Annotated in this window: 28 protein-coding genes and 2 pseudogenes; 16 read left to right on the forward strand and 14 right to left on the reverse strand. The window is 72.8% G+C overall.

The window, feature by feature from the left end; translation table 11 throughout:
* Positions 1 to 27 precede the first annotated feature (27 nt).
* Positions 28 to 648 (reverse strand): annotated as a pseudogene (locus tag Q0818_RS08930) (response regulator transcription factor).
* The gene (locus Q0818_RS08935) at positions 645 to 1,808 is read right to left on the reverse strand and encodes a sensor histidine kinase (protein WP_298873701.1); all 1,164 of its coding nucleotides are present in this window, start codon (positions 1,806 to 1,808) and stop codon (positions 645 to 647) included. Before Q0818_RS08935 ends, Q0818_RS08930 begins: the two are co-directional and overlap by 4 nt.
* Before the next feature lie 146 nt (positions 1,809 to 1,954).
* On the opposite strand from Q0818_RS08935, the gene Q0818_RS08940 reads away from it, so the two are divergent.
* Together Q0818_RS08940 and Q0818_RS08945 are read left to right on the forward strand one after the other, a co-directional pair.
* Entirely contained in the window at positions 1,955 to 3,016 is a 1,062-nt protein-coding gene (locus tag Q0818_RS08940; RefSeq protein WP_298873703.1) for an ABC transporter permease, read from the forward strand.
* Positions 3,013 to 3,711 carry an ABC transporter ATP-binding protein gene (locus Q0818_RS08945; protein ID WP_298873705.1) on the forward strand — a complete coding sequence of 233 codons (699 nt, stop codon included), beginning with the start codon at positions 3,013 to 3,015 and terminating at the stop codon, positions 3,709 to 3,711. Before Q0818_RS08940 ends, Q0818_RS08945 begins: the two co-directional genes overlap by 4 nt.
* A 3-nt stretch (positions 3,712 to 3,714) precedes the next feature.
* On the opposite strand, the gene Q0818_RS08950 is transcribed toward Q0818_RS08945, so the two are convergent.
* Positions 3,715 to 4,077 (reverse strand): hypothetical protein, encoded by a 363-nt coding sequence (locus Q0818_RS08950; protein ID WP_298873707.1) that lies wholly within the window; start codon positions 4,075 to 4,077, stop codon positions 3,715 to 3,717.
* Positions 4,078 to 4,306: 229 nt separating this feature from the next.
* Here Q0818_RS08950 and Q0818_RS08955 point away from each other — a divergent pair, with 229 nt between their 5' ends.
* Entirely contained in the window at positions 4,307 to 4,588 is a 282-nt protein-coding gene (locus Q0818_RS08955) for a metal-sensitive transcriptional regulator (RefSeq protein ID WP_056230224.1), read from the forward strand.
* 10 nt (positions 4,589 to 4,598) lie between these two features.
* A complete protein-coding gene (locus tag Q0818_RS08960; protein WP_298873709.1) occupies positions 4,599 to 4,928 on the forward strand; it encodes a heavy-metal-associated domain-containing protein in 330 nt (109 codons plus the stop codon).
* Positions 4,929 to 4,979: 51 nt separating this feature from the next.
* Here the strand turns inward: Q0818_RS08960 and Q0818_RS08965 are convergent, their stop codons facing one another.
* The gene (locus Q0818_RS08965) at positions 4,980 to 5,270 is read right to left on the reverse strand and encodes a hypothetical protein (protein WP_298873711.1); all 291 of its coding nucleotides are present in this window, start codon (positions 5,268 to 5,270) and stop codon (positions 4,980 to 4,982) included.
* Between the two features lie 100 nt (positions 5,271 to 5,370).
* The gene (locus Q0818_RS08970; protein WP_298873713.1) at positions 5,371 to 5,922 is read right to left on the reverse strand and encodes a helix-turn-helix transcriptional regulator; all 552 of its coding nucleotides are present in this window, start codon (positions 5,920 to 5,922) and stop codon (positions 5,371 to 5,373) included.
* Between the two features lie 156 nt (positions 5,923 to 6,078).
* Here Q0818_RS08970 and Q0818_RS08975 point away from each other — a divergent pair, with 156 nt between their 5' ends.
* From Q0818_RS08975 to cydC, 4 genes and pseudogenes are all read left to right on the forward strand, one after another.
* Positions 6,079 to 7,518 (forward strand): cytochrome ubiquinol oxidase subunit I, encoded by a 1,440-nt coding sequence (locus tag Q0818_RS08975; RefSeq protein ID WP_298873714.1) that lies wholly within the window; start codon positions 6,079 to 6,081, stop codon positions 7,516 to 7,518.
* Between the two features lie 13 nt (positions 7,519 to 7,531).
* Positions 7,532 to 8,557, forward strand: coding sequence for a cytochrome d ubiquinol oxidase subunit II (cydB, locus tag Q0818_RS08980; protein ID WP_298873716.1), 1,026 nt, complete (start codon positions 7,532 to 7,534; stop codon positions 8,555 to 8,557).
* Between the two features lie 4 nt (positions 8,558 to 8,561).
* Positions 8,562 to 10,094: pseudogene (gene cydD, locus Q0818_RS08985) on the forward strand (thiol reductant ABC exporter subunit CydD); the annotation flags it as partial.
* 115 nt (positions 10,095 to 10,209) lie between these two features.
* Complete coding sequence (gene cydC, locus Q0818_RS08990) at positions 10,210 to 11,859, forward strand: thiol reductant ABC exporter subunit CydC (protein ID WP_298874235.1); 1,650 nt, start codon at positions 10,210 to 10,212, stop codon at positions 11,857 to 11,859.
* 105 nt (positions 11,860 to 11,964) lie between these two features.
* Here the strand turns inward: cydC and Q0818_RS08995 are convergent, their stop codons facing one another.
* Genes Q0818_RS08995 through modA form a run of 3 tightly spaced genes read right to left on the reverse strand, consistent with a single transcriptional unit; the run spans position 11,965 to position 14,641 of the window.
* The gene (locus tag Q0818_RS08995) at positions 11,965 to 13,110 is read right to left on the reverse strand and encodes an ATP-binding cassette domain-containing protein (protein ID WP_298873718.1); all 1,146 of its coding nucleotides are present in this window, start codon (positions 13,108 to 13,110) and stop codon (positions 11,965 to 11,967) included.
* Complete coding sequence (gene modB / locus Q0818_RS09000) at positions 13,107 to 13,886, reverse strand: molybdate ABC transporter permease subunit (protein WP_298873720.1); 780 nt, start codon at positions 13,884 to 13,886, stop codon at positions 13,107 to 13,109. The genes Q0818_RS08995 and modB overlap by 4 nt, the downstream gene beginning before the upstream one ends.
* Complete coding sequence (gene modA / locus Q0818_RS09005; RefSeq protein WP_298873722.1) at positions 13,883 to 14,641, reverse strand: molybdate ABC transporter substrate-binding protein; 759 nt, start codon at positions 14,639 to 14,641, stop codon at positions 13,883 to 13,885. The genes modB and modA overlap by 4 nt, the downstream gene beginning before the upstream one ends.
* 164 nt (positions 14,642 to 14,805) lie before the next feature.
* Between modA and Q0818_RS09010 the strand changes: the two genes are divergently transcribed.
* Positions 14,806 to 15,645, forward strand: a complete 840-nt coding sequence (locus Q0818_RS09010; protein ID WP_298873724.1) for a helix-turn-helix transcriptional regulator — start codon at positions 14,806 to 14,808, stop codon at positions 15,643 to 15,645.
* Positions 15,646 to 15,734: 89 nt separating this feature from the next.
* Positions 15,735 to 16,649 (forward strand): SDR family oxidoreductase, encoded by a 915-nt coding sequence (locus Q0818_RS09015; protein ID WP_298873726.1) that lies wholly within the window; start codon positions 15,735 to 15,737, stop codon positions 16,647 to 16,649.
* 136 nt (positions 16,650 to 16,785) lie between these two features.
* Here Q0818_RS09015 and Q0818_RS09020 read toward each other — a convergent pair whose 3' ends face one another.
* Positions 16,786 to 17,181: a TOBE domain-containing protein gene (locus tag Q0818_RS09020; RefSeq protein WP_298873728.1), complete on the reverse strand. Its 396-nt coding sequence runs from the start codon at positions 17,179 to 17,181 to the stop codon at positions 16,786 to 16,788.
* A 129-nt stretch (positions 17,182 to 17,310) separates the two neighbouring features.
* Here Q0818_RS09020 and moaA point away from each other — a divergent pair, with 129 nt between their 5' ends.
* Genes moaA through Q0818_RS09045 form a run of 5 tightly spaced genes read left to right on the forward strand, consistent with a single transcriptional unit; the run spans position 17,311 to position 21,211 of the window.
* Positions 17,311 to 18,456 (forward strand): GTP 3',8-cyclase MoaA, encoded by a 1,146-nt coding sequence (gene moaA, locus Q0818_RS09025; RefSeq protein WP_298873729.1) that lies wholly within the window; start codon positions 17,311 to 17,313, stop codon positions 18,454 to 18,456.
* Positions 18,453 to 19,235 carry a HesA/MoeB/ThiF family protein gene (locus Q0818_RS09030; protein ID WP_298873730.1) on the forward strand — a complete coding sequence of 261 codons (783 nt, stop codon included), beginning with the start codon at positions 18,453 to 18,455 and terminating at the stop codon, positions 19,233 to 19,235. Before moaA ends, Q0818_RS09030 begins: the two co-directional genes overlap by 4 nt.
* Positions 19,236 to 19,248: 13 nt before the next feature.
* Positions 19,249 to 20,472: a gephyrin-like molybdotransferase Glp gene (gene glp, locus Q0818_RS09035; RefSeq protein WP_298873731.1), complete on the forward strand. Its 1,224-nt coding sequence runs from the start codon at positions 19,249 to 19,251 to the stop codon at positions 20,470 to 20,472.
* The gene (gene moaC, locus Q0818_RS09040) at positions 20,469 to 20,978 is read left to right on the forward strand and encodes a cyclic pyranopterin monophosphate synthase MoaC (RefSeq protein ID WP_298873733.1); all 510 of its coding nucleotides are present in this window, start codon (positions 20,469 to 20,471) and stop codon (positions 20,976 to 20,978) included. Before glp ends, moaC begins: the two co-directional genes overlap by 4 nt.
* Positions 20,975 to 21,211, forward strand: a complete 237-nt coding sequence (locus tag Q0818_RS09045) for a MoaD/ThiS family protein (protein ID WP_298873735.1) — start codon at positions 20,975 to 20,977, stop codon at positions 21,209 to 21,211. The genes moaC and Q0818_RS09045 overlap by 4 nt, the downstream gene beginning before the upstream one ends.
* Positions 21,212 to 21,223: 12 nt before the next feature.
* On the opposite strand, the gene Q0818_RS09050 is transcribed toward Q0818_RS09045, so the two are convergent.
* The 5 genes from Q0818_RS09050 to Q0818_RS09070 form a co-directional block, all read right to left on the reverse strand.
* Positions 21,224 to 21,676 (reverse strand): helix-turn-helix transcriptional regulator, encoded by a 453-nt coding sequence (locus Q0818_RS09050; protein ID WP_298873737.1) that lies wholly within the window; start codon positions 21,674 to 21,676, stop codon positions 21,224 to 21,226.
* Between the two features lie 11 nt (positions 21,677 to 21,687).
* Complete coding sequence (locus Q0818_RS09055; protein WP_298873738.1) at positions 21,688 to 22,368, reverse strand: hypothetical protein; 681 nt, start codon at positions 22,366 to 22,368, stop codon at positions 21,688 to 21,690.
* 26 nt (positions 22,369 to 22,394) lie between these two features.
* Complete coding sequence (locus Q0818_RS09060; RefSeq protein WP_298873739.1) at positions 22,395 to 22,853, reverse strand: molybdenum cofactor biosynthesis protein MoaE; 459 nt, start codon at positions 22,851 to 22,853, stop codon at positions 22,395 to 22,397.
* A complete protein-coding gene (locus Q0818_RS09065; protein ID WP_298873740.1) occupies positions 22,850 to 23,332 on the reverse strand; it encodes a MogA/MoaB family molybdenum cofactor biosynthesis protein in 483 nt (160 codons plus the stop codon). The genes Q0818_RS09060 and Q0818_RS09065 overlap by 4 nt, the downstream gene beginning before the upstream one ends.
* A gap of 66 nt (positions 23,333 to 23,398) precedes the next feature.
* Positions 23,399 to 25,012: an SDR family oxidoreductase gene (locus Q0818_RS09070; RefSeq protein WP_298873741.1), complete on the reverse strand. Its 1,614-nt coding sequence runs from the start codon at positions 25,010 to 25,012 to the stop codon at positions 23,399 to 23,401.
* A gap of 141 nt (positions 25,013 to 25,153) precedes the next feature.
* On the opposite strand from Q0818_RS09070, the gene Q0818_RS09075 reads away from it, so the two are divergent.
* Complete coding sequence (locus Q0818_RS09075) at positions 25,154 to 26,623, forward strand: MFS transporter (protein WP_298873742.1); 1,470 nt, start codon at positions 25,154 to 25,156, stop codon at positions 26,621 to 26,623.
* The last annotated feature ends 238 nt before the right edge of the window (positions 26,624 to 26,861 follow it).

Raw genomic sequence — 26,861 nt, forward strand, 5'->3', positions numbered from 1 at the left:
CCGGCGCCGGAGGAGACCTCGAGGCGCTCAGCGCAGGATGCCGAGGGCCCGCGCCGACGAGACGGCGGCGGTGCGCGAGGTGACGCCGAGTTTGGAGAAGACGTGCGCGAGGTGCGACTTCACCGTCGCGTCGGTGATGTGCAGGCGGGCGGCGACGTCGGCGTTCGACGCGCCGCGGGCGACGAGGCGCAGCACCTCGATCTCGCGCGCCGACAGCGTCACGCGGGGTTCGCGCAGACGTGCGAGCAGTCAGCTCGCGATCGCCGGCGCGAGAGCGCTCTGCCCGGCCGCGGCGGCACGGACGCCGGCCAGGAGCTCGTGGGGCGGCGCGTCCTTCAGCAGATACCCGCTGGCACCCGCCTCGATCGCGCCGAGGATGTCGCCGTCGGTGTCGTAGTTGGTGAGCACGAGCACGTAGGGCGGGGCGGCGAGCGCGCGGACGCGCCTGGTCGCCTCGGCGCCGGCTGCCCGGTCGCCGAACTGCAGGTCCATCAGCACGAGCTCGGGCGCGAGCCGCTCCGACAGGGCGACCGCCTCATCGGGGGTCGCGGCCTCCCCCACCACCTCGATGTCGGTCTCCGCGTCGAGCAGCGCCCGCACGCCGGCGCGGACGACGGGGTGGTCGTCGGCGATGACGACACGGATCACGACGCACCCCCCGGAAGAGTGACCGTGATGGCGGCGCCCCGACCCGGTGCGCTGTCGACCTCGAGGGCGCCGTCGAGCTGCTCGACCCGCTCCCGTATGGCGCGCAGCCCGAACGAGTCCGTCTCGGCGGCGACCGCCTCCGCTCGGTCGGGGTCGAACCCGCCGCCGTCGTCGGCGATCCGCAGGCGCACCGCACCGTCGAGGCGGGTCAGACGGATGCCGACCCGCGCGGCGCCGGCGTGCTGGGCGACGTTGGCGAGCGCCCCCTGGGCGATGCGCAGCAGCGCCGTCTGCGCGTCCATCGGGAGGGATGCGTCGTCGTCCACCTCGACGTCGATCGCGACCGCCTCGCGGGCACCCCATTCGCGCGCGAGGCGCTCGAGCGCCGGACCGAGGCCGCTGTCGAGACGGGGCGGCGCCAGTTCGCGGATGAAGCGCCGGGTCTCGGCGAGTCCGTCGGCCGCGGTCTCGCGGGCCAGACGCACGTGCGGCAGGCCCGGGCTGGCGGCATCCGCCCGCTCCGCCGCGTGCAGGAGCATCTGGATGCTCGACAGCCCCTGCGCGACGGTGTCGTGGATCTCGCGCGCGAGCCGCGACCGCTCGGCGAGGATGCCCTGCTCGCGTTCGGCGGCCGCGAGACGGTCGCGGGTGGCGAGCAGCTCCGCCATGAGCGCTTCACGCTCGGCCGCGCGCCGGTCGAGCGCCGCGTATCCGAGACCGATGAGCAGGGCGACCCCGGCACCGACGATCGGCCCCACGACGCCGCCCACCGTGAGGCCGCCGTGCACGGCGAACGCGGCGATCGTCAGGGCCGTCGTCGCGACCACGGCGAGGGGACCGGCGATCCCGGGGAGCACGTGGAGGTAGAGGAAGAACAACGGGAAGACGAGGTAGGCCGCCTCGGGCACCAGCCACACCAGCGCCGCCCACACCACGGTCAGCACCGCGACCCAGACCACCGCGGCCGCGCGGCGGCGCACACGGGCGATCGCGAGCCCGGCGAGGTACACCGCACCGAGCACTCCCGCGAGCACGAGCGCCACCACCGAGCCGCCGGTCACGAGCACGCGCACCACGACCAGCGCGAGCAGGGCCCCGAACAAGACGTGGAGCCCGACGCGCAGGCCCGCGAAGACGGGAGCGAGGGTGCGGTGCGGCATGACGATCTCCAGGCTACGGATGCCGGGCCCTGGGCGGATCATCCGAAAGGTGGAGAGCAAGAACGCCCCTTGCGCCGATGACCGCCGCGGGCCGGATGGCGACGCTGGAGGGGTGCCGGTGAGATCCGCCGGCGGAAGGAGGCGACGTGTACGTCGCATGGCGCGATCTGCGGTTCGCCCGCGGGCGATTCGCCCTCATCGGGGCGGTCGTCGCCCTCATCACCCTGCTCGTGGGGTTCCTCGCGGGCCTGACCGGCGGCCTGGCCGCCCAGAACGTCTCGGCCGTGCTGGCCCTGCCCGGAGATCGGCTCGTGCTGCAGCCCGAGGGCGACGCCGCGGCGACGTTCACCGACTCGGCGGTCGACGACGCCGCCGTCGCCGCGTGGCGCGACGCGACGGGTGTCACCGGCGTCGTGCCGATCGGCATCCTGCAGTCCCGCGCCGAGGGCCCCACCGCGTCGGGAGCCGTGGCGCTGTTCGGCCTCGACTCCCCCGCCTTCGCGCTGAACGCCCCCTCCGACGCCGACGCCGCGCTCTCCGCCGGTGCCGCGAAAGCCCTGGGTGCCGCCGTGGGAGACGACGTGGCGATCGCCGGCGAGAGCTTCCGTGTCGCGTCCGTCGGCGACGACCTCTCCTACAGCCACACCCCCGTCGTGGCCCTCAGCCCCACGGCGTGGAAGACGCTCGACCAGCGCCTGGGAGGGTCGGGTGAGGCGACCGTTCTCGCCGTCTCCGGCGACCCCGCGTGGAACGAGGTGGCCGCCGAGACCGGGACCACGGCATCCTCCTCCCTGGCGAGCCTGTCGGCGCTGCCGACGTTCCGCTCCGAGATCGGGTCGCTCGGGCTCATGATCGCGATGCTCTTCGGCGTCTCGGCGCTCGTCGTGGGCGCGTTCTTCACCGTGTGGACGATGCAGCGGGCGGGAGACGTCGCCGTTCTCAAGGCCCTCGGCGCCAGCACCCCGGCCCTCGTGCGCGACGCCCTCGGCCAAGCGCTCGTCGTGCTGCTCGTCGGCGTCTGCGTCGGGATCGGCCTCACCGCCCTTCTCGGCGCGCTCGCCGGCGGGGCGCTGCCGTTCGTCCTGAGCCCCCTCACCACCCTCGCCCCGGCGGTCGTCATGATCGCGCTGGGCGTGCTGGGAGCGGCCGTGTCGCTCCGCACCGTCACGAAATCCGACCCTCTCACCGCCCTGGGGAGCACCCGATGATCCTTCTCGACGACGTCACCCTCACCTATCCCGACGGCGACTCCCGCGTCACGGCGGTCGACCACGCCACGCTCGAGGGCCGCCCCGGGCTCGTCACGGGGATCACCGGTCCGTCGGGTTCGGGCAAGTCGAGCCTGCTGGCCCTGGCCGCCACCCTCGTCCGCCCCGATTCCGGTCGCGTCGTCGTCGACGGAGTGGATGCCACCCGCCTCACCGCCGCGGGTCGCACCGCGCTCCGCCGCGAGCGGATCGGCATCGTGTTCCAGCAGCCGCAGCTGCTGCCCGCCCTCACCGCGCGAGAGCAGCTGCGCGTGATGGCGGAGCTCGGCGGGCGAGGCCGTCGGGAGCGTCGCACCGCCGTGCGCGGCCGCGTCGACGAGCTGCTGGATGCCGTCGGGCTCGGCGGTCAGGCCGATCGCCGCCCCGCGCACCTGTCCGGAGGGCAGCGTCAGCGCGTCGCCATCGCCCGCGCCCTCGTGCACGAGCCGCGCGTGCTGCTGGTGGACGAGCCGACGAGCGCGCTGGACAGCGCTCGCGGCGCGGAGATCATGGCGCTCATCTCACGCCTGACGCACGACCTCGGCACCGCGACGCTGCTCGTCACGCACGACCTCGTGCACGCCGGCGCTCTCGACGAGACCGTCGAGGTGGTCGACGGGCGGGCGGCCCTGGTCGGTGCACGGGCACGGGCGTGAGAGTCACCACCCGAAGGCGTTGAACCATTCGCGGCGCCGATCGGATTCCTGACGCGAATCGTCTCCGCGCCAGGAGTCATGCGGCTCGAGCGTGCCGTCGTCGGTCAGGCCCACGAAGGCCCAGCAGACCGGGCAGACGGCCCGTCCGTCGGGGAAACCGTCGTCGAGGGTCGCCGCGGGCTCGGCCGGCGATCCTGCGCCGGGGCACTCGGGCGGGTCGGCCTGCAGATCGCTCCAGAGCAGACGCCCACCGGTGCGGTGGTGCAGGCCCCGGTGCCCGTCCTCACGGGTGCAGATCTCGCCGTTTCTTCGGCTGAGGCACAGCCTCCGGGCGGCGCCCGGAAGCGCCGCCAGTGTTCGCGTCATCCTTCGATTCTCCCCGCTGCGAGCGCAGCGGGGGCAGGTGCGGGATGCGCACGGGGCGATGGGGTCCGGTGGGGAAAGGTTCGGTGGTCATCGCCGACCACCACCGGTCTGACGAGAAAGCATGTCGACCTCCTGATACTCGACCTTCCGTCACGGGCGACCTCCCGCCGAGGGGGTTGACACCTCCGACCAGGATGCTAGGCATACCCCACGGGGGTATCATCGAAGCATGCACGGTTACGAGGGCCACAAGGACGATCTCCTCAAGCGCCTGCGGCGTGCCGAGGGACAGGTGCGCGGCATCGCGCGCATGGTCGACGACGACCAGTACTGCATCGACATCCTCACCCAGGTGTCGGCGGTCACGAAGGCGCTCGAGAACGTCGCCCTCTCGCTCCTCGACGACCACCTCTCGCACTGCGTCGCCGAGGCGGCCGCGCAGGGCGGTCCCGTCGCCGAAGAGAAGTTGAAAGAAGCAAATCAGGCCATCGCGCGCCTGGTCCGTTCCTGAGGAGGACACCATGTCGGAACAGCGCATCGAGCTCGGCCTCACGGCAACCACCCCCGCCCGCGGAGGGTGCGGCGACGGATGCGGGTGCGCCCACGGCACCGCGGCATCCGCTCCCGCGTCGGTCGCGGCCACCGACGAGCTCCGCGTCGAGGGCATGACGTGCGAGCACTGCGTCCGCGCCGTCACCGAAGAACTCTCGTCTCTCGAGGGCGTCGACGTCGTCGACGTCGCCCTGCAGGCGGGCGGCACGTCGGTGGTGCGCATCGCCCGCGCCGCGGGCGTCAGCGATGACGACGTCGCCGCGGCGATCGACGAAGCGGGCTACTCGCTGGCGCGCTGATCCCTCCGGCGCGCGCCGGCGTTCACGCCGCGCGGGGTTCCCGCCCTCGCCTCAGAACACCCGGCGCACGAGGGCGTCGACGGCGGAGTGGAAGGTGAGGTGCTGCGACACCTCGACCGCCCGGTCGTAGCGGGCACCGCCGAGGGCGACGAACACCGCCCCGACGACCTCGACGTATCCGACGATGTAGCCGTCGCGGGCGACCTCGTACAGATCGAGGTCGATCCTCGTCCACGGGATCTCCGTGAGAGCCGGCGGGATGACGGCCGGATCGGCGGGGACTGCGGCGCGCGCGGCCGCTTTCATCGAACCCCGGCGGCTGAGCGGTGCTTCCATGACCATGTGAGAACTCCTTGGGTCGTCCGGGGTGTTCTCAGCGTGCACGCTTTCCCGATGATCACAGCCGCCCTTGACGGATGACCCCGTCGAAGCTACGCGCGCCTTACACCGTAGACCGGGCGGGCCGTCCGCGCCTCGGGCGCTCGTCCGACAGCCCGAAGGGCTCGACCGTGGCGGCGAGGCGCTCGACCTCGTCGAGCCAGCGCAGGTCGGCCTCGAGCCGCGCCCGCCGGGCCGCTCGCACGATCGCGGCGGGCACGGCATCCCCCTCGACGCCTCCGGCCTCGGTCGCCTGCAGTGCCGCACGGACCGCCCCCCGTTGCGCCGAGACGACGGCGGCGACATCGGCACCCGGGAGGGTCACGGCGAGCGCGATCTTGAGGGCGACGTCGTCGCGGCCCTCCGCCAGCGACGCGCCCGCCAGCCAGGCGCGCGCCTCGGCGCGGCCGGCGGCAGTGGGCCGCCACAACACCCGCGCCTCGTCGTCGACACCAGCCCCCTCGACGAGTCCGTCGCGTTCCAGACGCTCGAGTGTCGTGTAGACCTGACCGACGTTCACGGTGGCGCCGGTGCGGCGCTCGTACTCGGCGCGCAGCTGGGAGCCGTAGCAGGCACCGCGATCGAGGATCGCGAGCAGGCTCTGACGCACCGACATTCGGCCTCCGGACCGGTTCGCAGGAAAAGACTTTCTCGGTAAGTCTCAGCGTAGACCGACGAGGTGGTTCGACGCCGAATCATCGCCGGGCGGCGCGGGAGAGCCCGGCGTAGCATGTGGTCTGACCACACATTCCGGTTCGATCGGAGGCTCCTGATGGAGTGGCTCGACCCCCTGGCTCTCGCCCGCTGGCAGTTCGGGTTGACGACGCTGTACCACTTCCTGTTCGTGCCGCTGACGCTCGGGATGTCGCTCATCGTGGCGATCTTCCAGACCGTCTGGTACCGCACGGGTGACGTGCGATGGCTGCACCTGACGCGCTTCTTCGGGAAGATCTTCCTCATCAACTTCGCCATGGGCGTCGTGACCGGCATCGTGCAGGAATTCCAGTTCGGCATGAACTGGTCGGCCTACTCGCGGTTCGTCGGCGACGTGTTCGGTGCGCCCCTCGCCTTCGAGGGCCTGCTCGCGTTCTTCCTCGAGGCGACCTTCATCGGCCTGTGGATCTTCGGGTGGGACAAGCTCCCGCGCCTCGCGCACCTCGCGAGCATCTGGATGGCGTCGATCGGCGCAACACTGTCGGCGTACTTTATCATCGCCGCGAACGCATTCATGCAGAACCCGGTGGGCTACCAGATGTCGACCGAGGGCCACCGCGCCGAACTCGTCGACTTCTGGGCCCTGCTGACCAATCCCGTCGCCCTCGCCGCCTTCCCCCACACGATCTTCGCGGGCTGGATGTTCGCCGCGATGGTGGTCGTCGCCGTCTCCGCCTGGCACATGGCCCGGGGCCGCAACACCGACATGATGCGCAAGACGCTCCGCTTCGGCCTGTGGGGCACGCTCGTGTCGTTCGTGCTCGTCGCGATCGTCGGCGACCAGCTGAGCCTGGTGATGGTGGCGACCCAGCCGATGAAGATGGCGGCCGCCGAGGCGACCTTCAACACCGTGTGCGGACAGGACGCCTCGTTCTCGATCTTCACCCTCGGCACCCCCGACGGAACCAGCGAGCTGTTCTCGATCCGCGTGCCGTTCCTGCTCAGCATCCTGTCGACGCACTCGCTCGACGGCTGCGTCGAGGGCATCAACGACCTCAACACCCTCTACAGCCAGGAGATGTTCCCGCAGTTCGCCGACCAGGTCGACGGCAACTTCGCCCCCGTCCTCTGGGTCACCTACTGGGCGTTCCGCTGGATGATCGCCCTCGGCGGCATCGCCGCTCTCGTCAGCGTCGTGGGCCTGTGGGTCACGCGCAAGAACGCCAAGCGCCCCGTCGCCGGCTGGATGTGGCGCGTCGCCATCTGGACCGCTCCCCTGCCGATGCTCGCGAGCCTCGTCGGGTGGGTGTTCACCGAGATGGGCCGGCAGCCGTGGATCGTGTTCGGCCTCATGCTCACCCAGGACGGCGTCTCCCCCAGCGTCCCGGGCTGGAGCGTGCTGGTCTCGCTCGTCGCCTTCACGCTCGTCTACCTCAGCCTCGCGATCGTCGAGTTCGGTCTCATCGTGAAGTTCGCGCAGAAGGGTCCCGAGCCGCTGCCGGACCCGGATGCCGAGCGCGACGACTCCATCGAGAACACCCCCACCACGGTCTACTAGGAGCCCTGTCATCATGGATCTCGCGCAGCTTTGGTTCTGGATCGTCGCGTTCCTCTTCGTCGGCTACTTCGTGCTCGACGGGTTCGACTTCGGTGTGGGGATGTCGATCCCCTTCCTCGGCAAGGACGACATCGCCCGCCGGCAGATCATCAACACGATCGGTCCCGTGTGGGACCTGAACGAGACGTGGGTCATCGTCGCCGGTGCCGCCCTGTTCGCGTCGTTCCCCGAGTGGTACGCCACCCTGTTCAGCGGCTTCTACCTGCCGTTGCTGGTGATCCTGCTCGCGCTCATCGCCCGCGGGGTCTCGTTCGAGTACCGCCACCAGCGCGACTCGCTGCGGTGGAAGCGCTCGTTCGACCGGATGATCGTCGCCGGATCCGCCCTCCCCGCCTTCCTCTGGGGCGTCGCGTTCGCCAACATCGTGCAGGGCGTTCCCCTGGATGCCGACCACGAGTACGCCGGCACGGTGCTCACGCTGCTGAACCCCTACGGCATCCTGGGCGGGCTCACGACCCTGCTGCTGTTCTTCACGCACGGCGTGTACTTCGTCGCGCTGAAGACCGACGGGCAGGTGCGCGCCGACGCCCGGCGCCTCGCGGGTCGCGCCGGTCTGATCACGATCGCCCTCGCGGCCGTATTCCTCGGATGGACGATCGCCCAGGCCACGCAGGCCCCGCTGTTCCTCGGCGTCGTGGCGCTGTCGGGCATCGCCGCGCTGGCCCTCATCGGCTCGTGGGTCGCGAACTCCCGCGACCGGGAGGGCACCGCCTTCACCCTCGGCGCCGTCACGATCGTGACGGCGGTGGCGGCGCTGTTCTTCGCGCTCTTCCCCAACGTCATGCCCTCGACCCTGGCCGGGGGCGCGAGCCTCACGATCGACAACGCCTCGAGCACCGACTACACCCTGACCATCATGAGCTGGGCCGCGCTGATCTTCCTGCCGCTGATCCTCGCCTACCAGGGATGGACGTACTGGGTGTTCCGCAAGCGCGTCACCCGCGCCCGGATCGAGAAGGCCGCGCTCGTCGCGCACTGATCCCATGAAACCCGTCGACCCGCGGCTGCTCCACTACGCCACCGCCTCCCGCGGCTTCTTCGCGGTGAGCGCGGCGATCGTCCTCGCCCAGACGGGCGCGATCGTCGGCTTCGCGTGGGCGCTCACGAGCGCGCTGGTGGGCGCGATCCAGGGGCAGCCGGTCGGCGAGCTGTGGGGCCACCTCGGGGCCGCGGCATCCTTCGCCCTGCTCAGGGGGCTGCTGATCGCCGCCTCCGAGCGCACCTCGGCTCGCGGGGCGGCGGCGGCCTCGGCGCAGCTGCGCGAGGCCCTGGTCGCCGCGGTGGGCCGTCTCGGTCCGCGCTGGCTCGGCGAGCGCAACGCCGCCGCCCTCTCGGTGACCGCCGGCCACGGCCTCGAGGCGCTCGACGCGTACTTCGGCCGCTACCTCCCGCAGCTGGTCGCTACCGCGATCGCGATGCCGATCCTCATCGGCGCGATGGCCCTCGCCGACCCGCTCTCGGGTCTGACGGTGGTGCTGACGATCCCGCTCATCCCGCTCTTCATGGTGCTGATCGGCCTGGCCACGCGCGGCGTGCAGCAGAAGCAGTACCGCACGCTGGGCCGGCTCGCGGCGCGCTTCGCCGACACCGTCGACGGGCTCGGAACGCTCAAGGCGTTCGGCCGGCAGCACCGCGCGGCCGACTCCATCGAGATGGTCACCCGCGACTACAAGCGCGAGACGATGACCGTGCTGCGCGTGTCGTTCCTCTCGGGCTTCGCGCTGGAGTTCCTGGCATCCATCTCGGTCGCCATCATCGCCGTGACGATCGGGTTCCGCCTGCTCGCCGGGGACCTCTCGCTGCTCGTCGGGCTCTTCGTGCTGCTCCTCGCCCCCGAGGCGTATCTGCCGCTGCGGCAGGTGGGCGTGCAGTTCCACGCCGCGAGCGAGGGGGTGGCCGCGACGGAGGAGATCTTCGACGCGCTGGACGCGGCTCGCACGAGCACCGAACCGGATGCCGGGGCCCCCGCCGGCGGATCGACACTGACGCTCGACCGGGTACGCGTTCGGCGCGAGGGGCACGTGCTGCCGGAGGTGTCGCTGTCGGTCGGTCCGGGCGAGATCGTGCTGGTGACCGGCCCGAGCGGCGTCGGCAAGTCGTCGCTGCTGGCTGCGGTGCTGGGTTTCGCGCCGTACGACGGCGCGGTGCGCATCGACGGCGCCCCGGTTCCGCACGCGCGCGGCTCGATCGCCTGGGCGGGCCAGCGGGCCGGGCTGGTGACCGGATCGGTGACCGACAACGTCGCCCTCGGCTCCGCGCCCGATCCCCGGCGCATCGCCGCGGCGCTGGCCGACGCGGGGGCGGCGGACCTCGACCCCGCCACGACGCTCGGCGCCGCCGGTGCGGGACTCTCGGGCGGTGAGTCCCAGCGCGTCGCCGTCGCGCGGGCGCTGTACCGCGCGCGGACCGGGGGCGTGTCCGTGCTCGGGCTCGACGAGCCCTCGAGCGCCTTGGATGCCGCGACCGAGGCTCACCTGTGGGCGACCCTCCGCCGCGAGGCCGACGCGGGCCGCGGGGTGCTGCTGGTGTCGCACCGCCCCTCCGCCCGTGCGATCGCCGACCGCGTCGTCGAGCTTCACGCGTGGGTGGACGGGCGTGAACGCCCGCGTGCGTGGCGTCCTGCTCTCCGCGATGCCCTCGCGCCGCCGGTTCGCACCGGCGCTGCTCGCCGGGTTCGGCACCGCCGCGAGCGCCGTGGCGCTGCTCGCCGCGAGCGCGTGGCTCATCGCCCGCGCGGCGGAGCAGCCGCTGGTGATGTACCTCTCGGTCGCGGTCGTCGGGGTGCGCGCGTTCGCGCTGTCGCGCGGGGTGTTCCGCTATCTCGAACGCCTCAGCGGCCACGACGCCGCGCTGCATCAGCTCGCCGGGGTGCGCGCCGATCTCGTGCGCGACCTCGTGCCCCTCGCCCCCGACGGCCTCGGGCGCGCCCAGCGCGGCGGATTGCTGTCGAGCGTCGTCGACGACGTCGAGGAACTGCAGAACCTGCCGCTGCGCGTCGTGCTTCCGCTGGTGACCGCCGTCACCACCGCGCTGGCCGCGGTCGTGTTCACGGCCTTCGTGTCGTGGCCCGCCGCCCTCGCGATGCTCGGGTGCCTGGCCGCGGCCTTCGCCGTCGCGGTCGCGGTCGGCTGGGCGGCGGGTTCCCGCGCCGAACGCGCGATCGCCCCGCTGCGCGCCGCCGTCGCCGACGCGGTGCACGACCTCGTCACGAACCTCGACGTGCTCACCGCCTACGGCGCCGTGGATGCCGCTCGCGACCGCGTGCGCGGAGCCGATGCGGCGCTGCGCCGCGCGGTGGTCCGCCGGGGTGGCGCGCAAGGGCTCACCTCGGGTGCGGTGTCCGTGCTCGCGGGCGTCGCGTCTCTCGCCGCCCTCGTCGTCGCCGCCCCGGCCGTGACCGGCGGCGCCCTGTCGGGGCCGGGACTGGCCGTGGTCGTGCTGCTGCCGATGGCGGTGTTCGAGGTGTTCGGCCCGGTGCCCCTCGCGCTTGCTTCGTGGCGGCAGGTGCGCGCCGCCGCGGAGCGCATCGACGCCGCGGTCCCCGAGCGGATCCCCGAGGGCCTCCCCCGCGACGAGCCGGCCGCGACCGGTGAGGCCCCGGCGCTCGGCGCGGGTCTGGAGCTGAGCAGCGTCGGGGCGCACTGGCCGTCGCGGTCCGACGCCGACGGCGACGCGGGCCGCCTCGACGACGTCGACCTGCACGTCGGCCCCGGCGAGCGCGTGCTCGTGACCGGTCCGAGCGGTGCGGGAAAGACGACCCTGGCGCACGTGCTCGTGCGGTTCCTCGACTTCTCCGGGTCGTTCCGCATCGGGGGCGTCGACGCGCGCGAGATCTCGGGCGACGACCTTCGCCGCACGATCGGGCTGATCGAGCAGTCGCCGTACCTGTTCGACGAATCGGTGCGTCAGAACCTGCTGTTCGCCCGCGACACGGCCACCGACGCCGACCTCTGGGCCGTGCTGTCCCGTGTCGGCCTCGCCGAGTGGGCCCGCGAGCGCGGCGGTCTCGACGCGCGCGTCGGCGATCGCGGCGGGTTGGTCTCGGGAGGTCAGGCTCAGCGCCTCGCCCTCGCCCGGGCCCTGCTGCGCGGCTTCCCCGTGCTCGTGCTCGACGAGCCGACCGCGGGCGTGGACCCCGCGGCATCCGATGCCCTTCTCACCGACCTCCTCGGGGCGGTCGGGCGGGAGCAGGCCGTGGTGCTCGTCTCCCACGTCGAGGTGCCGCCCGGGCTGGTCGACCGCGAGGTGCACCTCGAGGGCGGTCGCATCGTCGCGGCATGACCCCCGCCCCCGCGGCGTCGAAGGCCCGTCGAGTGTCCAGAACACGCCGGCGCGCCCCGCGACGCGACGGCATGTCGTGGACGCTCGACGCCGGTGACGGTTACCTCAGGATGCCGGGACGAAGCGCACGCGATCGGGCGGGACGCCCAGCTGCACGGTGTCACCGGCAGTCAGCGCCGCGGCCTCGCCCGGGGGGACCTCGGCGACGCCCCGGTCGGTGACCACGCGCACGCCCGTCGGGGTCGGCTCGAGGTGCGACACCGTCGCCGGGATCCCCTCCCCGAGGCGCGCGTCCACCGCGCGGAAGACCGCGGCCAGCGCACGCCCGTCCGTGGCCGCGAGCGCCAGGGAGTCGGCATCCGTCGAGGTGAGGCGCAGTCCGTCACCCTCGAACCCCCCGTTCGCGGCGACCCCCACGATCCGTTCGAGCCCCGAGATCTTGGCCGCGACCGCGGTCGCCGGGGCCGCGAGCACCGCGCGCACCGTGCCGTCCTGCGTCACGCTGCCCCTCTCGACGATCACCAATCGGTCGGCGAGGGCCGCGGCATCCACCGCGTCGTGGGTGACCGCGATGGTCGTGAGCCCCGCGAGGCGCTCGCGCAGCATCGAGCGGATCTCCGACGCCGTCACGGCGTCGAGCGCGACGAGCGGCTCGTCGAGCAGTATCACCCGGGGTCCCGCGGCGAGGGCCCGGGCGACCGCGACCCGCTGCTGCTCTCCGCCCGACAGCTGCGCGGGGCGGCGGTCTCCCGCGCTCGGGAGCCCGACACGGTCGAGCCACTCGTCGGCGCGGGATCGGGCGACGGATGCCGAGATCCCCGCGGAGCGCGGCCCGAAGGCGACGTTTTCGCGCGCGGTGAGGTGCGGGAAGAGCCGGGCGTCCTGACCGAGGAGCACGACTCCGCGGTGCATCGGGGCGGTGCGCAGGCGCGGCGGGCGATCGAGCACGCGCCCGTCGACCGCGATCTCGCCCCCGTCCAGCGGGGTGAGGCCGGCGAGGGCGGTGAGCAGCGTGGACTTGCCCGCGCCGCTACGACCCATGACCGCGACGGTCTCTCCGGGTGCCACGTCGAGGGCGATGTCGACGTCGAAGTCGCGACGGCGCACGAGCACGCGGGCCCGCAGAGCGGCGGCGACCGGGGCCGGCTCCCCAGCATCCGTCGCCGGCGCGCTCCCGGTGCGGGGCGCGGCGGCGACCCCCTCGCCGTCCCGCGGGCGACGGCCGGGCACCCCGGCATCCGGGGCCGTCATCGCCCCACCCCCGGCCGCCACCCGCGCACCAGCAGCAGCACCGCGATCGCCGTCACGAGCAGCAGCATCGACAGCGCCACCGCGGTCCCCTGCGACACGCCCGCGCCGTTGAACGCCGTGTAGATCGCGAGCGGCATCGTCTGCGTCACGCCGGGGCGGTTGCCCGCGAACAGCGCGGTCGCCCCGAACTCGCCGATCGCCCGCGCGAAGCACAGCACGACCCCCGCGACGATGCCGGGGGCCGCGAGCGGAAGCGTGATGCGCCGCAGGATCGTCGCGCGCGACGCGCCGAGCGAGGCGGCCGTGCGCTCGAACTCCACGCCGGTGGTGCGCAGGGCGCCCTCGACCGCGAGAACGAGGAACGGCAGCGCCACGAACACCTGCGCCAGCACGACCGCCGCCGTGGTGAAGGGCAACCCGAGCGCACCCAGCGGCCCCGTGCGCCCGAACAGGTAGAGCAGGGCCACACCGCCCACCATCGGCGGGAGCACGAGCGGCACCGTCACGACAGCGCGCAGCACCGCCGCCAGGCGCGCGGAGCTGCGGGCGATGACGAGGGCGAGGGGGATGCCGATGATCGCGCACACCGCGGTCGCCGCGGCGCCCGTGCCGAGCGACAGTCCGAGCGCCGACAGCGCCGCGGGCGAGGTGACGTCGCTCCACAGCGACGCCCACTGCACGCGCGCGACGAGAGCCGTCAGGGGCACGAGCAGGAACGCGAGACCGACCACCGCCGGCACCGCGAGCCAGCGCGGGAGGAAACCCCGGCCGGTCACGGCGCCCGGAAGCCCGCGTCGGCGAGGATCTTCTGCCCCTCGTCCGACAGCACGAAGGCGACGAAGGCCGCCGCGGCGTCGGGGTTCGGAGCGTCGGCGAGCGCCGCGATCGGATACCGGTTCACCACGGCATCCGCCCCCGCGGGCACGATGGCCTCGACGTCGTCGCGTCCGACCACGTCGGTCGCGTAGACGAGGCCCGCGTCGGCCTCCCCCGCCGCGACCTTGGTCAGCACGGCGGTGACGTTCTGCTCGGCGCTCGCGGGGGTCACCACGACGCCGGCGTTCGACAGCAGCGTCTGCGACGCCGCCCCGCACGGCACCTCCGGCGCACACAGCACCGTCGTCACCCGCGCGAGGTCGGCGAGAGTCGCGACCGCCCCGGGGTTGCCCGACGGGACGGCGATGACGAGGGTGTTCGCGGCGAAGACCTGCGGGTCGGGGGCCTGGGCTGCGACCTTCGTCATGTTCTTCTCGTCGGCCGAGGCGAAAACGTCGGCGGGCGCCCCCTCGCCGATCTGGGTGGCCAGCGTGCTGGACCCGTCGTACACCGGACTCACCGTGACCCCGGGGGTGGCGTCCTCGAACGCCCGCGCGATCTCGTCGAACGAGCGCTGCAGCGACGCGGCGGCGTAGACCTCGACGGTCCCGGACGGACCGTCGGCGGATGCCGCGGGTGCGGGCGGAGTGCTCGCGCACCCGGCCAGGAGCGCGGCAGCGGCGACGACGGCGAGGAGACGGAGGGAGCGGGACATGGCATCCTTTCGGCGACGCCGGCGGGCCGCATGTCTCCAGTATTCCGTATCTGCGGATGCCGAGGGTGTCTGAGTCCGCACCTGCGGGCTCCGGAAGGGGTGGATCGGCGGGTCCTGGCAGCATGACGATCCACCGGGTAAGAACGGGGGGTGCGAGGAACCACGTGAGCGACCTGACCAGCCTGGGCGACTTCCTGCAGCGACGCCGCGAGGCCCTGCAGCCCGAAGACGTCGGGCTCCCGCGCGGAGTCCGCCGTCGCACGGCGGGATTGCGCCGCGAAGAGGTCGCTCTGCTGAGCCACATGTCGACCGACTACTACGCCCGCCTCGAACGGGGTACGGGGCCCACACCGTCCGAGCAGATGCTGATCGCGCTCGCCCAGGGCCTGCACCTGAGCCTCGCCGAGCGCGATCACCTGTTCCATCTCGCGGGGCACCGGCCGCCCCTGCGCCACTCCGGCACCGAGCACATCAGCCCCGGCATGCTGCGCGTGCTCGACCGACTCGACGACACCCCCGCCGAGATCGTCACGGAGCTGGGCGAGACGCTCCGGCAGAGCCGGCTGGGGGTCGCCCTCCTGGGCGATGCCACCCTGCGCTCAGGACCCGCGCGCACCATCGGATACCGCTGGTTCACCGACGCGTCGGCACGCGCCGCCTATCCCCCCGAGGAGCAGGCGGCGCTCTCCCGCGTGTACGCCGCGGGTCTGCGCGAGCTCGTCGCCGCCCACGGCCCCGGGTCGCGCGCCGCCGAGCTGGCCGACGACCTGCGCGCGCGCAGCGACGACTTCGCCGCCCTGTGGCTCGCCCACGAGGTCGGCGCGCGACCCCCGGCGGTCAAGCGCTTCCTGCATCCCGAGGTCGGCCGGCTCGACCTGTCGTGCCAGACGCTTCTCGACCCGGACCACTCCCACCGCCTGCTCGTCTACACCGCGCAGCCCGGCAGCGAGAGCGCCGAGAAGCTCCGACTGCTCGCGGTCATCGGGGCCGCCTCCGCCCGCTGAGGGGTGGTTCGGCGATCAGTGGGTGAGCGGGCACTGGTCGCCCGGCACCGACCGCGGAAGCATCGAGTCATCCCACGAAAGGACCGCTCATGTCTCCCGAATCCCCCCGCTCCCTGCGCGGCCGCCTGGCCGTCGTCACCGGCGCCAGCGACGGCATCGGCACGGTCATCGCGACGCGCCTCGCCGAGCTCGGCGCCGAGGTGGTGCTGCCCGTCCGCTCCGCCGAGAAGGGCCGGCGCGCGCTCGACGCCGTGCGTCGCGTCGTCCCGGATGCCGTCGCCTCGACGCGCACGCTCGACCTCGCGAGCCTCGACTCGGTCGACGCGCTCGTGCGCGGTCTCCGCAAGGAGGGTCGCCCCGTCCACCTTCTCGTCAACAACGCCGGGGTGATGACCCCTCCGCACCGACAGGAGACCGCCGACGGGTTCGAGCTGCAGTGGGGCACCAATCACCTCGGCCACGCAGCGCTGACGCTCGGCCTGCTCCCCCTGCTGCGCGCCGGGGGCGCGCGGGTGGTCCACCAGACGAGCATCGCGGCCCGCCGCGGTCGGTTCGACGCCGCCGCCGTCGCCGCGGAGCCGTACGACGCCATGGCGTCCTACGTGCAGTCGAAGATCGCGATCGGGCTGTTCGCCCGCGACCTGCAGGAGCGCAGCCGCACCGAGGGCTGGGGCATCACCAGCACGCTCGCCCACCCGGGCGTCTCGCCCACGAACCTTCTCGCCGCCCAACCCGGCCTCGGACGCGAACGCGAGCTCGCCGGGCGCCGCGTCATCCGACTGCTGTCACGACTGCACATCACCGGCACCGTGGCATCCGCCGCCGAGCCGGCCGTGCTCGCCGCCACGGTCCCGATCTCCGACGGCACGTTCTTCGGCCCGTCGCGTCTGGTCGGCGGACCCGCGAAGGCGATCGAGGCATGGGAGCCGTTCCGGCGTGCCGACGACGCGCAACGGGTCTGGGAGCTGACGCTCGACGCGATCGGCTCGCGCTTCGCGGCGTGATCCGCGGCCGTGATCCGCGAACCGGCATCTCGCCGATCTCGCGGGGCTGTGCGACGCCGACTCGTCGACGCGAGGAGGTGCGCGACGGCGCCGGCCCGCACCCGGGGCCGGGATGCCGAGGGCGAATACGGCGGCCTCAGCCCCGTGGCGCCTCCACCGTCACGACCGTCGCCTTGACCGAGGCGACCGCGAGCGAGCCCGGCTCGAGCTCGAGGTCGCGCGCGGCCTCGGCCGACATGAGCGAGACCACCCGGTGCGGGCCGCACTGCAGGTCGACCTGCGCCATCACGCCGTCGATCTGCACGCGCGTGACGATCCCGGTGAAGCGGTTGCGCGCGCTCGACGCGATCCCGGTCGGGTCGTCGGGCTCGTCGGCGAGCGCGACCGCGCGCTCCGCCAGGGCGGCGCCGGGGATCTCGAGCGGAGACGCCCCCGTGGTGGGCAGCATCCCCTGGTCGATCCACCGGCGCACCGTGTCGTCGCTGACCCCGAGCAGGCGAGCGGCCGTGGCGATGCGGAAGGTGTTCGGCATCCTCCGACGCTACTCCCGGCGCGGGATTCCCGCCCCGCCCCCACCGCACCGGAGAGCGCCCCGCCGTGAATCCTCGAGGTAAGGCCGCCTCGCCGCCCTCGCCCGCGTGCGCTGACCTAGGCTCGACCCATGGATGCCGCGCACGAGACCGCCGCTCCGGGCCCGGTTGCGGTGACCCTGGGTGCGACCGTTCTGCGCGAGCCCCGCGCCGAAGCGACGTCGGGAGCCATCCGCGAGACGGGGGCCCCGCGCGAGGGCGGCCTCCTCGACCGCTTCGGCCGGGTCGCCACCGACCTGCGCGTTTCGGTGATCGACAAGTGCAACCTGCGCTGCACGTACTGCATGCCGGCCGACGGGATGCCGTGGCTCCCGCAGTCGCAGCTGATGTCGACCGACGAGATCCGGCGCATCGTCCGCGTGGCGGTGCAGTCGTTGGGCGCCGAGGAACTGCGGCTCACCGGGGGCGAGCCCCTCGTGCGCAAGGACCTCGAGTTCATCATCGCCGGCATCCGCGAGGACAACCCCGACCTGCCGATCTCGATGACGACCAACGCCGTCGGCCTCGATCGTCGGGCGCAGGCGCTGAAGGACGCGGGGCTGACCCGCGTGAATGTGTCTCTCGACACCCTGCACCCCGAGACCTTCGCTGAGCTCACCCGCCGACCGCACCTCGATAAGGTGCTCGCGGGCCTGCAGGCCGCGCGGGCCGCGGGCCTCGGTCCGATCAAGATCAACGCGGTGCTCCTGCGTGGGATCAACGACACCGAGATCGTGCCGCTGGTCGACTGGGCGGTCTCGAACGGCTTCGAGATGCGCTTCATCGAAGACATGCCGCTCGACGGCGACCGCTCGTGGACGGCGACGAACGTCATCTCGGCGCACGACATCCGCGCCGAGATCGAGACGGCGTTCTCCCTCGCCCCCGATCCCCGCGGGCGGGGTGCCGCCCCGGCCGAACGGTGGGAGGTGCGCCGCCCCGGCGAGACGGCCGTGGCCGGCCATGTCGGCATCATCTCCTCGGTCACCGAGCCCTTCTGCGCCGCGTGCACGCGTACCCGCGTGACGGCCGACGGCAAGGTGCGCTCGTGCCTGTTCTCGCACGAAGAGACCGACCTGCTCTCGACGCTGCGCGCGGGCGCCGACGACGAGGGCATCGCGCAGGTCTGGCGGGATGCCATGTGGGCCAAGCCCCGCGCGCACGGCTCCGACCGCGTCGGGCTCGCGCGTGCCGACTTCGTGCAGCCCGAGCGCACGATGAGCGCGATCGGCGGATGAGGCCGCTCGTCGAGCCGGTGGCATCCCTGGCCCCGGAAGAGCTCATCCGCACCGCCCGTCACGCGGTTCTCGCGGCCATCGGCGAAGAGGGCCAGCGCCGGATCGCCGCCGCCCGGATCGCCGTGGTGGGGGCCGGTGGCCTGGGCTCGCCCGTGCTGCTCGCCCTCGCCGCCGCGGGCGTCGGCGAGCTCGTGATCATCGACGACGACACCGTCGAACGGACCAACCTCCAACGCCAGCTCGCGCACCGCGTCGACGACATCGGCACCGCCAAGACCTCCTCCGCTGCGCGGGCCGTGCGCGACCTGTCCCCGCTCACCGTCGTGCACGAGCGTCCCGTGCGGCTGACCGCCGACAATGCGCGAGAGCTCTTCGCGGGCGCGCACCTCGTGATCGATGGCAGCGACACCTTCGACACCCGCGAGGCCGTCGCCGCCGCGACCGAGAGCCTCGGCATCCCCCTCGTCTGGGGAGCCGTGCAGGAGTGGGCCGCGCAGGTCACCGTGTTCTGGTCGGCCCCGCCCGAGGGGCACACCCCGGTCGTTCTCGGCGACCTCTTTCCCACGGGCTCCGCCGGAGAACCGCCCACGTGCGCCCAGGTCGGCGTGCTCGGCTCCCTGTGCGTGCAGGTCGGCGGCATGCTGGCCACCGAAGCGCTCAAGCTCGTGACCGGCGCGGGCGAGCCGCTGCTCGGCCGACTCGTCATCATCGACGCCCTGCGCGCCCGCCACGATGTGATCCCGCTCTCCCCCGCCGTCCGCCCCGCCGTTTCGTCCTGACCCGGAGGCCCCGATGACCCCGCTGCTCACCGTCGAGGAGCACCGCGCGCGCGTGCTCGACGCCGTCAGGCTCCTGCCCGCCGAGACCGTACGCCTCGCCGACGCTGCTGGGCGCACCCTCGCGGCCCCTGTCCACGCCGCGCACGACCTGCCCGGGTTCGACAACTCCTCGATGGACGGTTTCGCGGTCCGCCGCGCTGACGTCGAGGGGGCGGATGCCGAGAACCCGGTGACCCTGCACGTCGTCGCCGACCTGCCGGCCGGGTCGTCCGACGACCCGTCGTTCGGCGCGGGCGAGGCGGTGCGCATCATGACGGGCGCGCCCGTCCCCACCGACGCCGACGCGATCGTGCCGTTCGAAGACACCGCGGGTGGCCTCGCCGACTCGCTGGGCACCGTCGAGGTGCGGCGGGCGCCCGCGGCATCCGGAGCCTTCATCCGCCGCCGTGGCGGCGACACCCGCGCGGGCGACGTCGTCCTGTCGGCCGGCGAGCAGCTGGGACCGTTCGCGCTGGCAGCGGCCGCCGCAGCGGGCGTGGCCGCGCTCGAGGTGCGCCGCCGTCCGCGGGTCGCCGTCGTGTCGACCGGTAGCGAGCTCGTCGCCCCCGGCGTCGTCCCGGGCCGCGGTCAGACCCCCGACTCCAACTCGACGCTTCTGGCATCTTTGGTTTCCGGTACCAACGCCGACGTGACGGTCATCTCTTCGCTGCGAGACGACGCGAACGCGATCCACGCCCTGCTCGACCACGCGGCCGACGTCGACGTGATCGTCTTCAGCGGGGGCGTGAGCGCCGGAGCGTACGAGCCCGTGCGCCAGGCCCTCGAGGGGCGCATCTCCTTCGAGAAGGTGTCGATGCAGCCGGGCAAGCCCCAGGCGTTCGGCGTCCTCGACGACGGCCGTCTCGTGTTCGGTCTTCCCGGCAACCCCGTCAGCGTGGCGGTGTCGTTCGAGGTCTTCGTCCGGCCCGCGCTCCTGGCGATGCAGGGCCGCGCGGTGATCGACCGGCGTCTCGCCCGGCTCACGGCATCCGAGAGCTGGACGACCCCACCCGGACGCCGCCAATACCTCCCCGCCGCGATCGACCTGGCCGCCGGCACCGTGCGCCCCGCCACCGCCGGGGGCTCCGGATCGCACCTGGCCGCCTCGCTCGCGCGCGCGGAGGCGTTCGCGATCGTCCCCGCCGAGGTGTCCACCGTGTCGGTGGGCGACCCTCTCGATGTCATGCTGATTCCATGACCTTCACCCACCTGGATGCCGCGGGCCACGCCCGCATGGTCGACGTGACCCTCAAGCAGCCCACTGTCCGCACCGCTAGGGCGCGCGGGTTCGTGCGCTGCGCTCCCGAGGTCGTCGCGGCGCTGCGCGACGGCACCGCCCCGAAGGGCGACGTGCTGGCCGTGGCGCGGATCTCCGGCATCCAGGCCGCGAAGTCCACCCCTGCGCTGCTCCCCCTCGCGCACGTGATCGGCGTGCACCGCGCCTCGGTCGATCTCGAGATCACCGACGAGGGCGTCGAGATCGAGGCCACCGTCGGCACCGCCGATCGCACGGGCGTCGAGATGGAGGCGCTCACGAGCGTCTCGGTCGCCGCTCTCGCGGTCGTCGACATGGTGAAGGGTCTCGACAAGGGCACGTCGATCGAGAACGTCCGCATCGTGTCGAAGACCGGCGGCAAGTCCGGCGACTGGGTGCGGCCGGGCGAGCCAGGTCACGCTTCCGCCGCCGAGGGGGTGTCCGCGTGAGCGTGCGCGTGCGCTACTTCGCCGCCGCCGCCGAAGCCGCGGGGACGGACGCGGAGGACCGGGCCGAGACGGGTCTCGCCGCCCTCCGCGCGGCCCTCGTCGAGGATCACCCCGCCCTCTCCGGCATCCTGGACCGCTGCGCCGTGCTCGTCGACGGCCAGCGTCACGACGACGACGCCCCCCTCGCGGGAGTCACGCACGTCGACGTGCTACCGCCGTTCGCCGGGGGCTGAGCCCTCCCGGGTTCACACCAGCTCGAGGTGCGCGGCCAGCGACGGCGCGCGTCGTTCCCGAGCGATCCCCTCGACGGCGACGAGCACGTCCATCGCGGGCGTCACCGCCCCGCTCAGGTAGGACGTGACGCGCGATCGCGAGGTCGACAGACGCGCGGCGAGCTGAGCCTGCGTAAGACGCGTCGCTCGGAAGGCCGTGCGCAACCGCTCCCGCGCTTCCTCGTCTGCAGAACGGATGCGGGCCGCGAGGGCGGCGTCGAGGAGCGTCACCGTGGACGTCGACTCGGCGGCCTCCCGCGCGTCGTCGTATATCGCCCGCAGAGAGGGGTCGTCGATCAACGCTTCGATCAGCTTGCGCCAGTCGACCGCGTAACCCCGGTCGATCGCGGCGAGCATTCCCTCGAATCCCCATGCCTCGACGGGATCGTCGGGGGTGGCGTCGATGTTGCGAAAACGCAGTGGCACAGCAGCTCCCGTCAGATCAGGTGGATGGACAGGGCACGGCACTCGGCAACGACGTCGTCCCACTCACGCCACCGGGGGATCAGCCCCTTGTATGTCGCGAGTCCGGTGATCGATCGATGGTCTTTCGGAGCCGGGGAGGCGAGCTGTCGGGCCAACTGCGCCTGCACCGGACGGTCCTCGCCATGCGAGGGATCGGTGTAGTAATCGTCGACACCCGCGAGGATCCCGCCGATCTCGGCGGCACCGAACGCGCCGGAGAGTGCCGCGACGTCAAGGTAATCCCGCATCTGATTGCGCTTGACGATGAGGAAGCCCTTGATGCGTGCGATCTCGGCCAGCGTGGGGACCGTGATCTCCCCGCCCCCGGGGAGCGTCACCCGTTGCACCTCCAACGGCTGCCGCCGGATGAGCTGCCGCACGCCTGCCTCGATCCCGCCCAGCTCCCCGAGAATGATCTTGCCCGGAACGGCCCGGTTGAGCACGAAGTCGCCGTCGCGCTCCAGCGCGTCGAGGACGAGGTCGAACCGGTCCTGCAGATCGGCGAGAACGTGGTCATGGTCGGTCGACATCCGGTGTCGCGCATAGAGGGCGGCCGCCGACCCTCCGACCAGGACGGCATCCGGCACCAGCTCCTGCAACCGCGCCGCGGAGCCGAGAACCTCGGCCAATCCGGACGGCAGATCCGCATCCATACCGAGCATGGTACCAGATCTGATACCTAGCCCCCCAGGCCCTTCCACTCCGTCGTGCCGTCGGCCTCGACCTGGCGCTTCCACACGGGGAGGTCGGTCTTGATCGTCTCGATGATCGTGCGGCACACCTCGAACGCTGCCGCCCGGTGACCGGATGCCACGGCGATGACGACCGCGGCCTCGCCGACGCCCAGCCGACCGACGCGGTGGCTGACGGCGACGATCGCGTCGGTTCCCGCGGCCGCGTCGGCGGCGATGCGGTGCAGCGTCTGCTCGGCATCCGGGTGCGCGCTGTATTCGAGGGCCACGACGGCGTCGGACGCGTCGGGATCGGTGTCGCGCACGCGACCAACGAAGGTGGTCACGGCCCCCGACGAGGACTCCTCTACCGCGTCGAGGTGCACGTCGAGGTCGAGGGGCTGCTCCGACAGGCGCGCGATGCGCACCGCGTTCTCGGCCGGCAGGCTCTGTTCGGGTGTGCTCATGTGTGATCGCCTCCGGCGAGTTGGTCGAGGATGTGCGGGGCGAGCTCCGCGATGACGGAGATCCCGGACGTCACGGCCCGCGTCGATCCGGGCAGGTTCACCACGAGAGTGCCGGGGTCGACGATCCCCGCGAGTCCGCGCGAGATGACGGCCATCGGGGTGTCGGCGAGACCCCGCCGACGCAGTTCTTCGGCGATGCCGGGGAGTTCGCGATCCAGGACGCGGGCCGTGCCTTCGGGCGTGCGATCGGTCGGGGCGATGCCCGTGCCACCGGTCGTGACGATGAGCCCCGGCCCGGCCGCCACCAGGTCGCGCAACGCCCGCTCCACGCTGTCGGCCCCGTCGGCGACGACGACGGGGTCGTCGCAGGAGAAGCCCGCCTCGCGCAGCAACGAGACCGCGAGCGGTCCGCCGCGGTCCTCGCGCAGCCCCGCGGCCGAGCGGTCGGACACGGTCAGGACGCGGGCGTGATGAGGCACGCGATTCAGCCTAGGCCGCCGACGTCACAACGAGGCGGGAACCGCCACGCACGGCGACGTCGCCGTTCACGCCGACGGCGCCGCGGAGGTCTCGACCTCGGCGATCTCGGGGGCGATGCGCCCCGCTTTCGCCTTCGGCTCGAGGTCTTCCCGCTGCACGTGCTCGGCGGCGGCGGTGATGCGACGCGCCATGCCGCTGAAGATCAGGCCGTGGAACGGCAGCACGGCGAGCCAGTACAACCGGCCCGCGAGACCGGTCGGGAAGAACAGCGCCCGCTGATCGAAACGGGCGCCCTCGCCCTCGGGCGTCGCCCGCAGTTCGAGCCACGCGCCGCCGGGCACCTTCATCTCGGCGCGCAGTCGCAGGAGGTGACCGGGTTCGATGGCCTCGACGCGCCAGAAATCGAGGGCGTCGCCGACCGTCACGACCGAGCGGCTGCGCCGCCCGCGGGCCAGACCCACCCCACCCACGAGGCGGTCCATCCATCCGCGGATCGCCCACAGCAGCGGCGAGGAGTACCACCCGTTCTCACCGCCGATCCCCTCGATCACCGACCACAGCTGGGCGGAACTGGCCTTCGTGGTCATCGTCCGCACGTCGGTGTACACCAGGCGCCCCGCCCACTCGGGGTCGCTCGGCAGGGGGTCGCTGGGAACGCCCGAGACCTCGGCATCCTGCCAGCTCGTCTCGATCGCGTCGTCGTTCACGCGGCCCAGCGCCCGGCGCACGGCTTCGCGATAGGGCAGAAGCCCACCCTCGGGACGCGGCACGAGGTCGTCGATCGCACGGTCTTTCACGACGCAGTCGTTCTGCAGCGACTCGACGAGGGGCCGCGCGATCGCCTTCGGGATCGGGGTGACGAGGTTGACCCAGTGCGAGGCCAGGCGTGGGGTGAGCACCGGCAGCGACGCGATCGCGCGCTGGTTGAGTCCCGCCTCGAGGGCGTAGCCGTTCATCATCTGTCCGTAGCGGAGCACGTCGGGACCGCCGATGTCGACGGCCCGGTTGACGTTCGGCGCCACGCGCGCCGCCCCCAGCAGGTAGTGCAGCACGTCGCGCACGGCGATCGGCTGGATGTGGTTGCGCACCCACTTGGGCGCGGGCATGTAGGGCAGCACGTCGGTGAGGTGGCGCACCATCTCGAACGACGCCGACCCCGATCCGATCACCACACCGGCCTGCAGCACGAGGGTCGGAACCCCGCTGTGAAGCAGGATGTCGCCCACCTCGACCCGGGAACGCAGGTGGGCCGACAGCGTCGCGTCGTCGGGGTGCAGGCCGCCGAGGTACACGATGCGCGAGACGGATGCCGCGGACGCGGCCTCGGCGACGGTCGTCGCCGCGACGCGGTCGGTGGCCTCGAAGTCGCGGGCGCTGCCCATGGAGTGGATGAGGTAGTAGACGACGTCGACGCCCTCGACCGCCTCGCCCACGGCCGCGCGGTCGGTCGCGTCGCCGCCCACCGTCTCGACCTCGTCGCCCCACGGGAACGCTCCGACGCGGCGCGGATCGCGCGCGAGGACGCGCACCCGGTACCCCGCCGACAGCAGGCGCGGGACGAGCCGGCCGCCGAGGTAGCCCGTCGCCCCCAGGACGAGGGCGCGCGGTGCCGACCCGTCGGGTCGGGGCTGCGCGACGAGAGCGGGTTCGCGGCCGGTGGGGGCGGAGAGGTCGGTCATGCCCGACACGGTACGCCGGGGCTCCGACATCGCCTGGGGCTTGACGGAACGCCCTGGGCGGTCGGGGTCGTGCCGCTAGCACGCCCCCTCGCGCAGCGCCCGGACTGGAAACGCGACGCGGATCGCGGTAACGCTAGAAGGATGAACGAGAAAATCCCCTCGGCATCCGGAGCCCCCCGGCTCGCCGTCGACGACGTCATCGTCGTCGACAAGAAGCGTGTGCGCACCGCCATCGGCGGCACCGTCGTCGGCAACTTCATGGAGTGGTTCGACTTCGGCATCTACGGCTACCTGGCGGTGACCCTGACCGCGGTCTTCGCCTCCGACGTCCCCGCGCCGTGGGGCCTGCTGGTCACGCTCCTCGGCTTCGCGATCTCCTTCCTCGTCCGTCCCTTCGGCGGTTTCGTGCTCGGCCCCCTGGGCGACCGCATCGGCCGGCAGAAGGTGCTGTTCCTCACGATGGCGATGATGGCCGCGGCCACCGCGCTCATCGGCATCCTGCCCACGTCCGCGCAGATCGGGCTGTGGGCGATCATCCCGCTGTACCTGCTGAAGATGGTGCAGGGCTTCTCCACCGGCGGCGAGTACGCGGGAGCGACGACCTACGTGTCGGAGTTCTCCCCCGACAAGCGCCGCGGCTTCTGGTCGTCGTGGCTCGACGTCGGCTCCTACGTCGGCTTCGCCGCGGGCGCCTCGGCGGTGGCGATCACGACCGCGATCACCACCTCGATCTCGGGCGAGAACGCCATGACCGACTACGGCTGGCGCATCCCGTTCCTGCTCGCCATCCCGCTCGGCATCGTGGCCATCTACTTCCGCCTCCGCATCCCCGAGACGCCCGCGTTCGAGCAGAGCGGCACGGTCGAGGTCGACGCCGACGACCCGATGGCCCGCCAGGGCCTCGTGGGCATCGTGCGCCACCACTGGAAGGCGCTGCTGATCGGCATCGCCCTGGTGGCCGCGACCAACACCGCAGGGTACGCCCTCACCAGCTACATGCCGACCTACCTCGAGAAGGAGGTCGGCGTCTCGAACCTCTCGGCCGCGATCGCGACCGTGCCGGTGCTGCTGATCATGTCGGCCACCCTGCCCCTGATCGGCCGCCTCAGCGACCGCATCGGTCGCAAGCCCGTCTACGCGATCGCCGCCGGGTCGGCGCTGGTGCTGCTCGTTCCGGCCTTCCTCATCATGCAGATCGGCGAGCTGTGGGCCGTGATCATCGCCCTCTTCATGGCGGCGGTGCCGGTGGCGTTCTACGTCGCGATCTCGGCATCCGCGCTTCCGGCCCTGTTCCCCACGGCCTCGCGCTTCGGTGCCATGGCCGTGGCCTACAACGTCGCCGTGTCGCTCTTCGGCGGCACCACGCCGCTGTTCAGTCAGGCGCTGATCGATCTCACGGGCAACACGCTCATGCCCGCGTTCTACATCATGTTCTTCGCAGCCCTCGGACTCGTCGCCCTGCTGTCGATGCGCGAGACGGCGAAGCGTCCTCTTCTGGGCTCCGTGCCGACGGTCGAGACGCCCGCCGAGGCCGAGGCCCTGGTCGAGCGCCAAGACGACGACCCGCTCATCGACACCTCGACGATGCCGCTGGCGATCCGCCGCTCGTGACGTGACGCGAAGGGGGCGGATGCCGGTACTCCCGGCATCCGCCCCCTTCCGTTTGTCGTGCACCCGCGCCGTGCCCGCCCCTTTCCCCCGCGGCCCCGGCTCACCGGCGTCACGCAACCTGCGCGATTCGCACATCCTCAGCCCGAATCGCCCGAACCCGGCGGAGATTGCGCACATCACGGAGATCGCGCACAGCACCTCCCGACGCGCGCCCCCGCCGCAACCTCGGCGATCCGCA

The sequence above is a fragment of the uncultured Microbacterium sp. genome (assembly GCF_947489255.1).
Classification (GTDB): domain Bacteria; phylum Actinomycetota; class Actinomycetes; order Actinomycetales; family Microbacteriaceae; genus Microbacterium; species Microbacterium phycohabitans.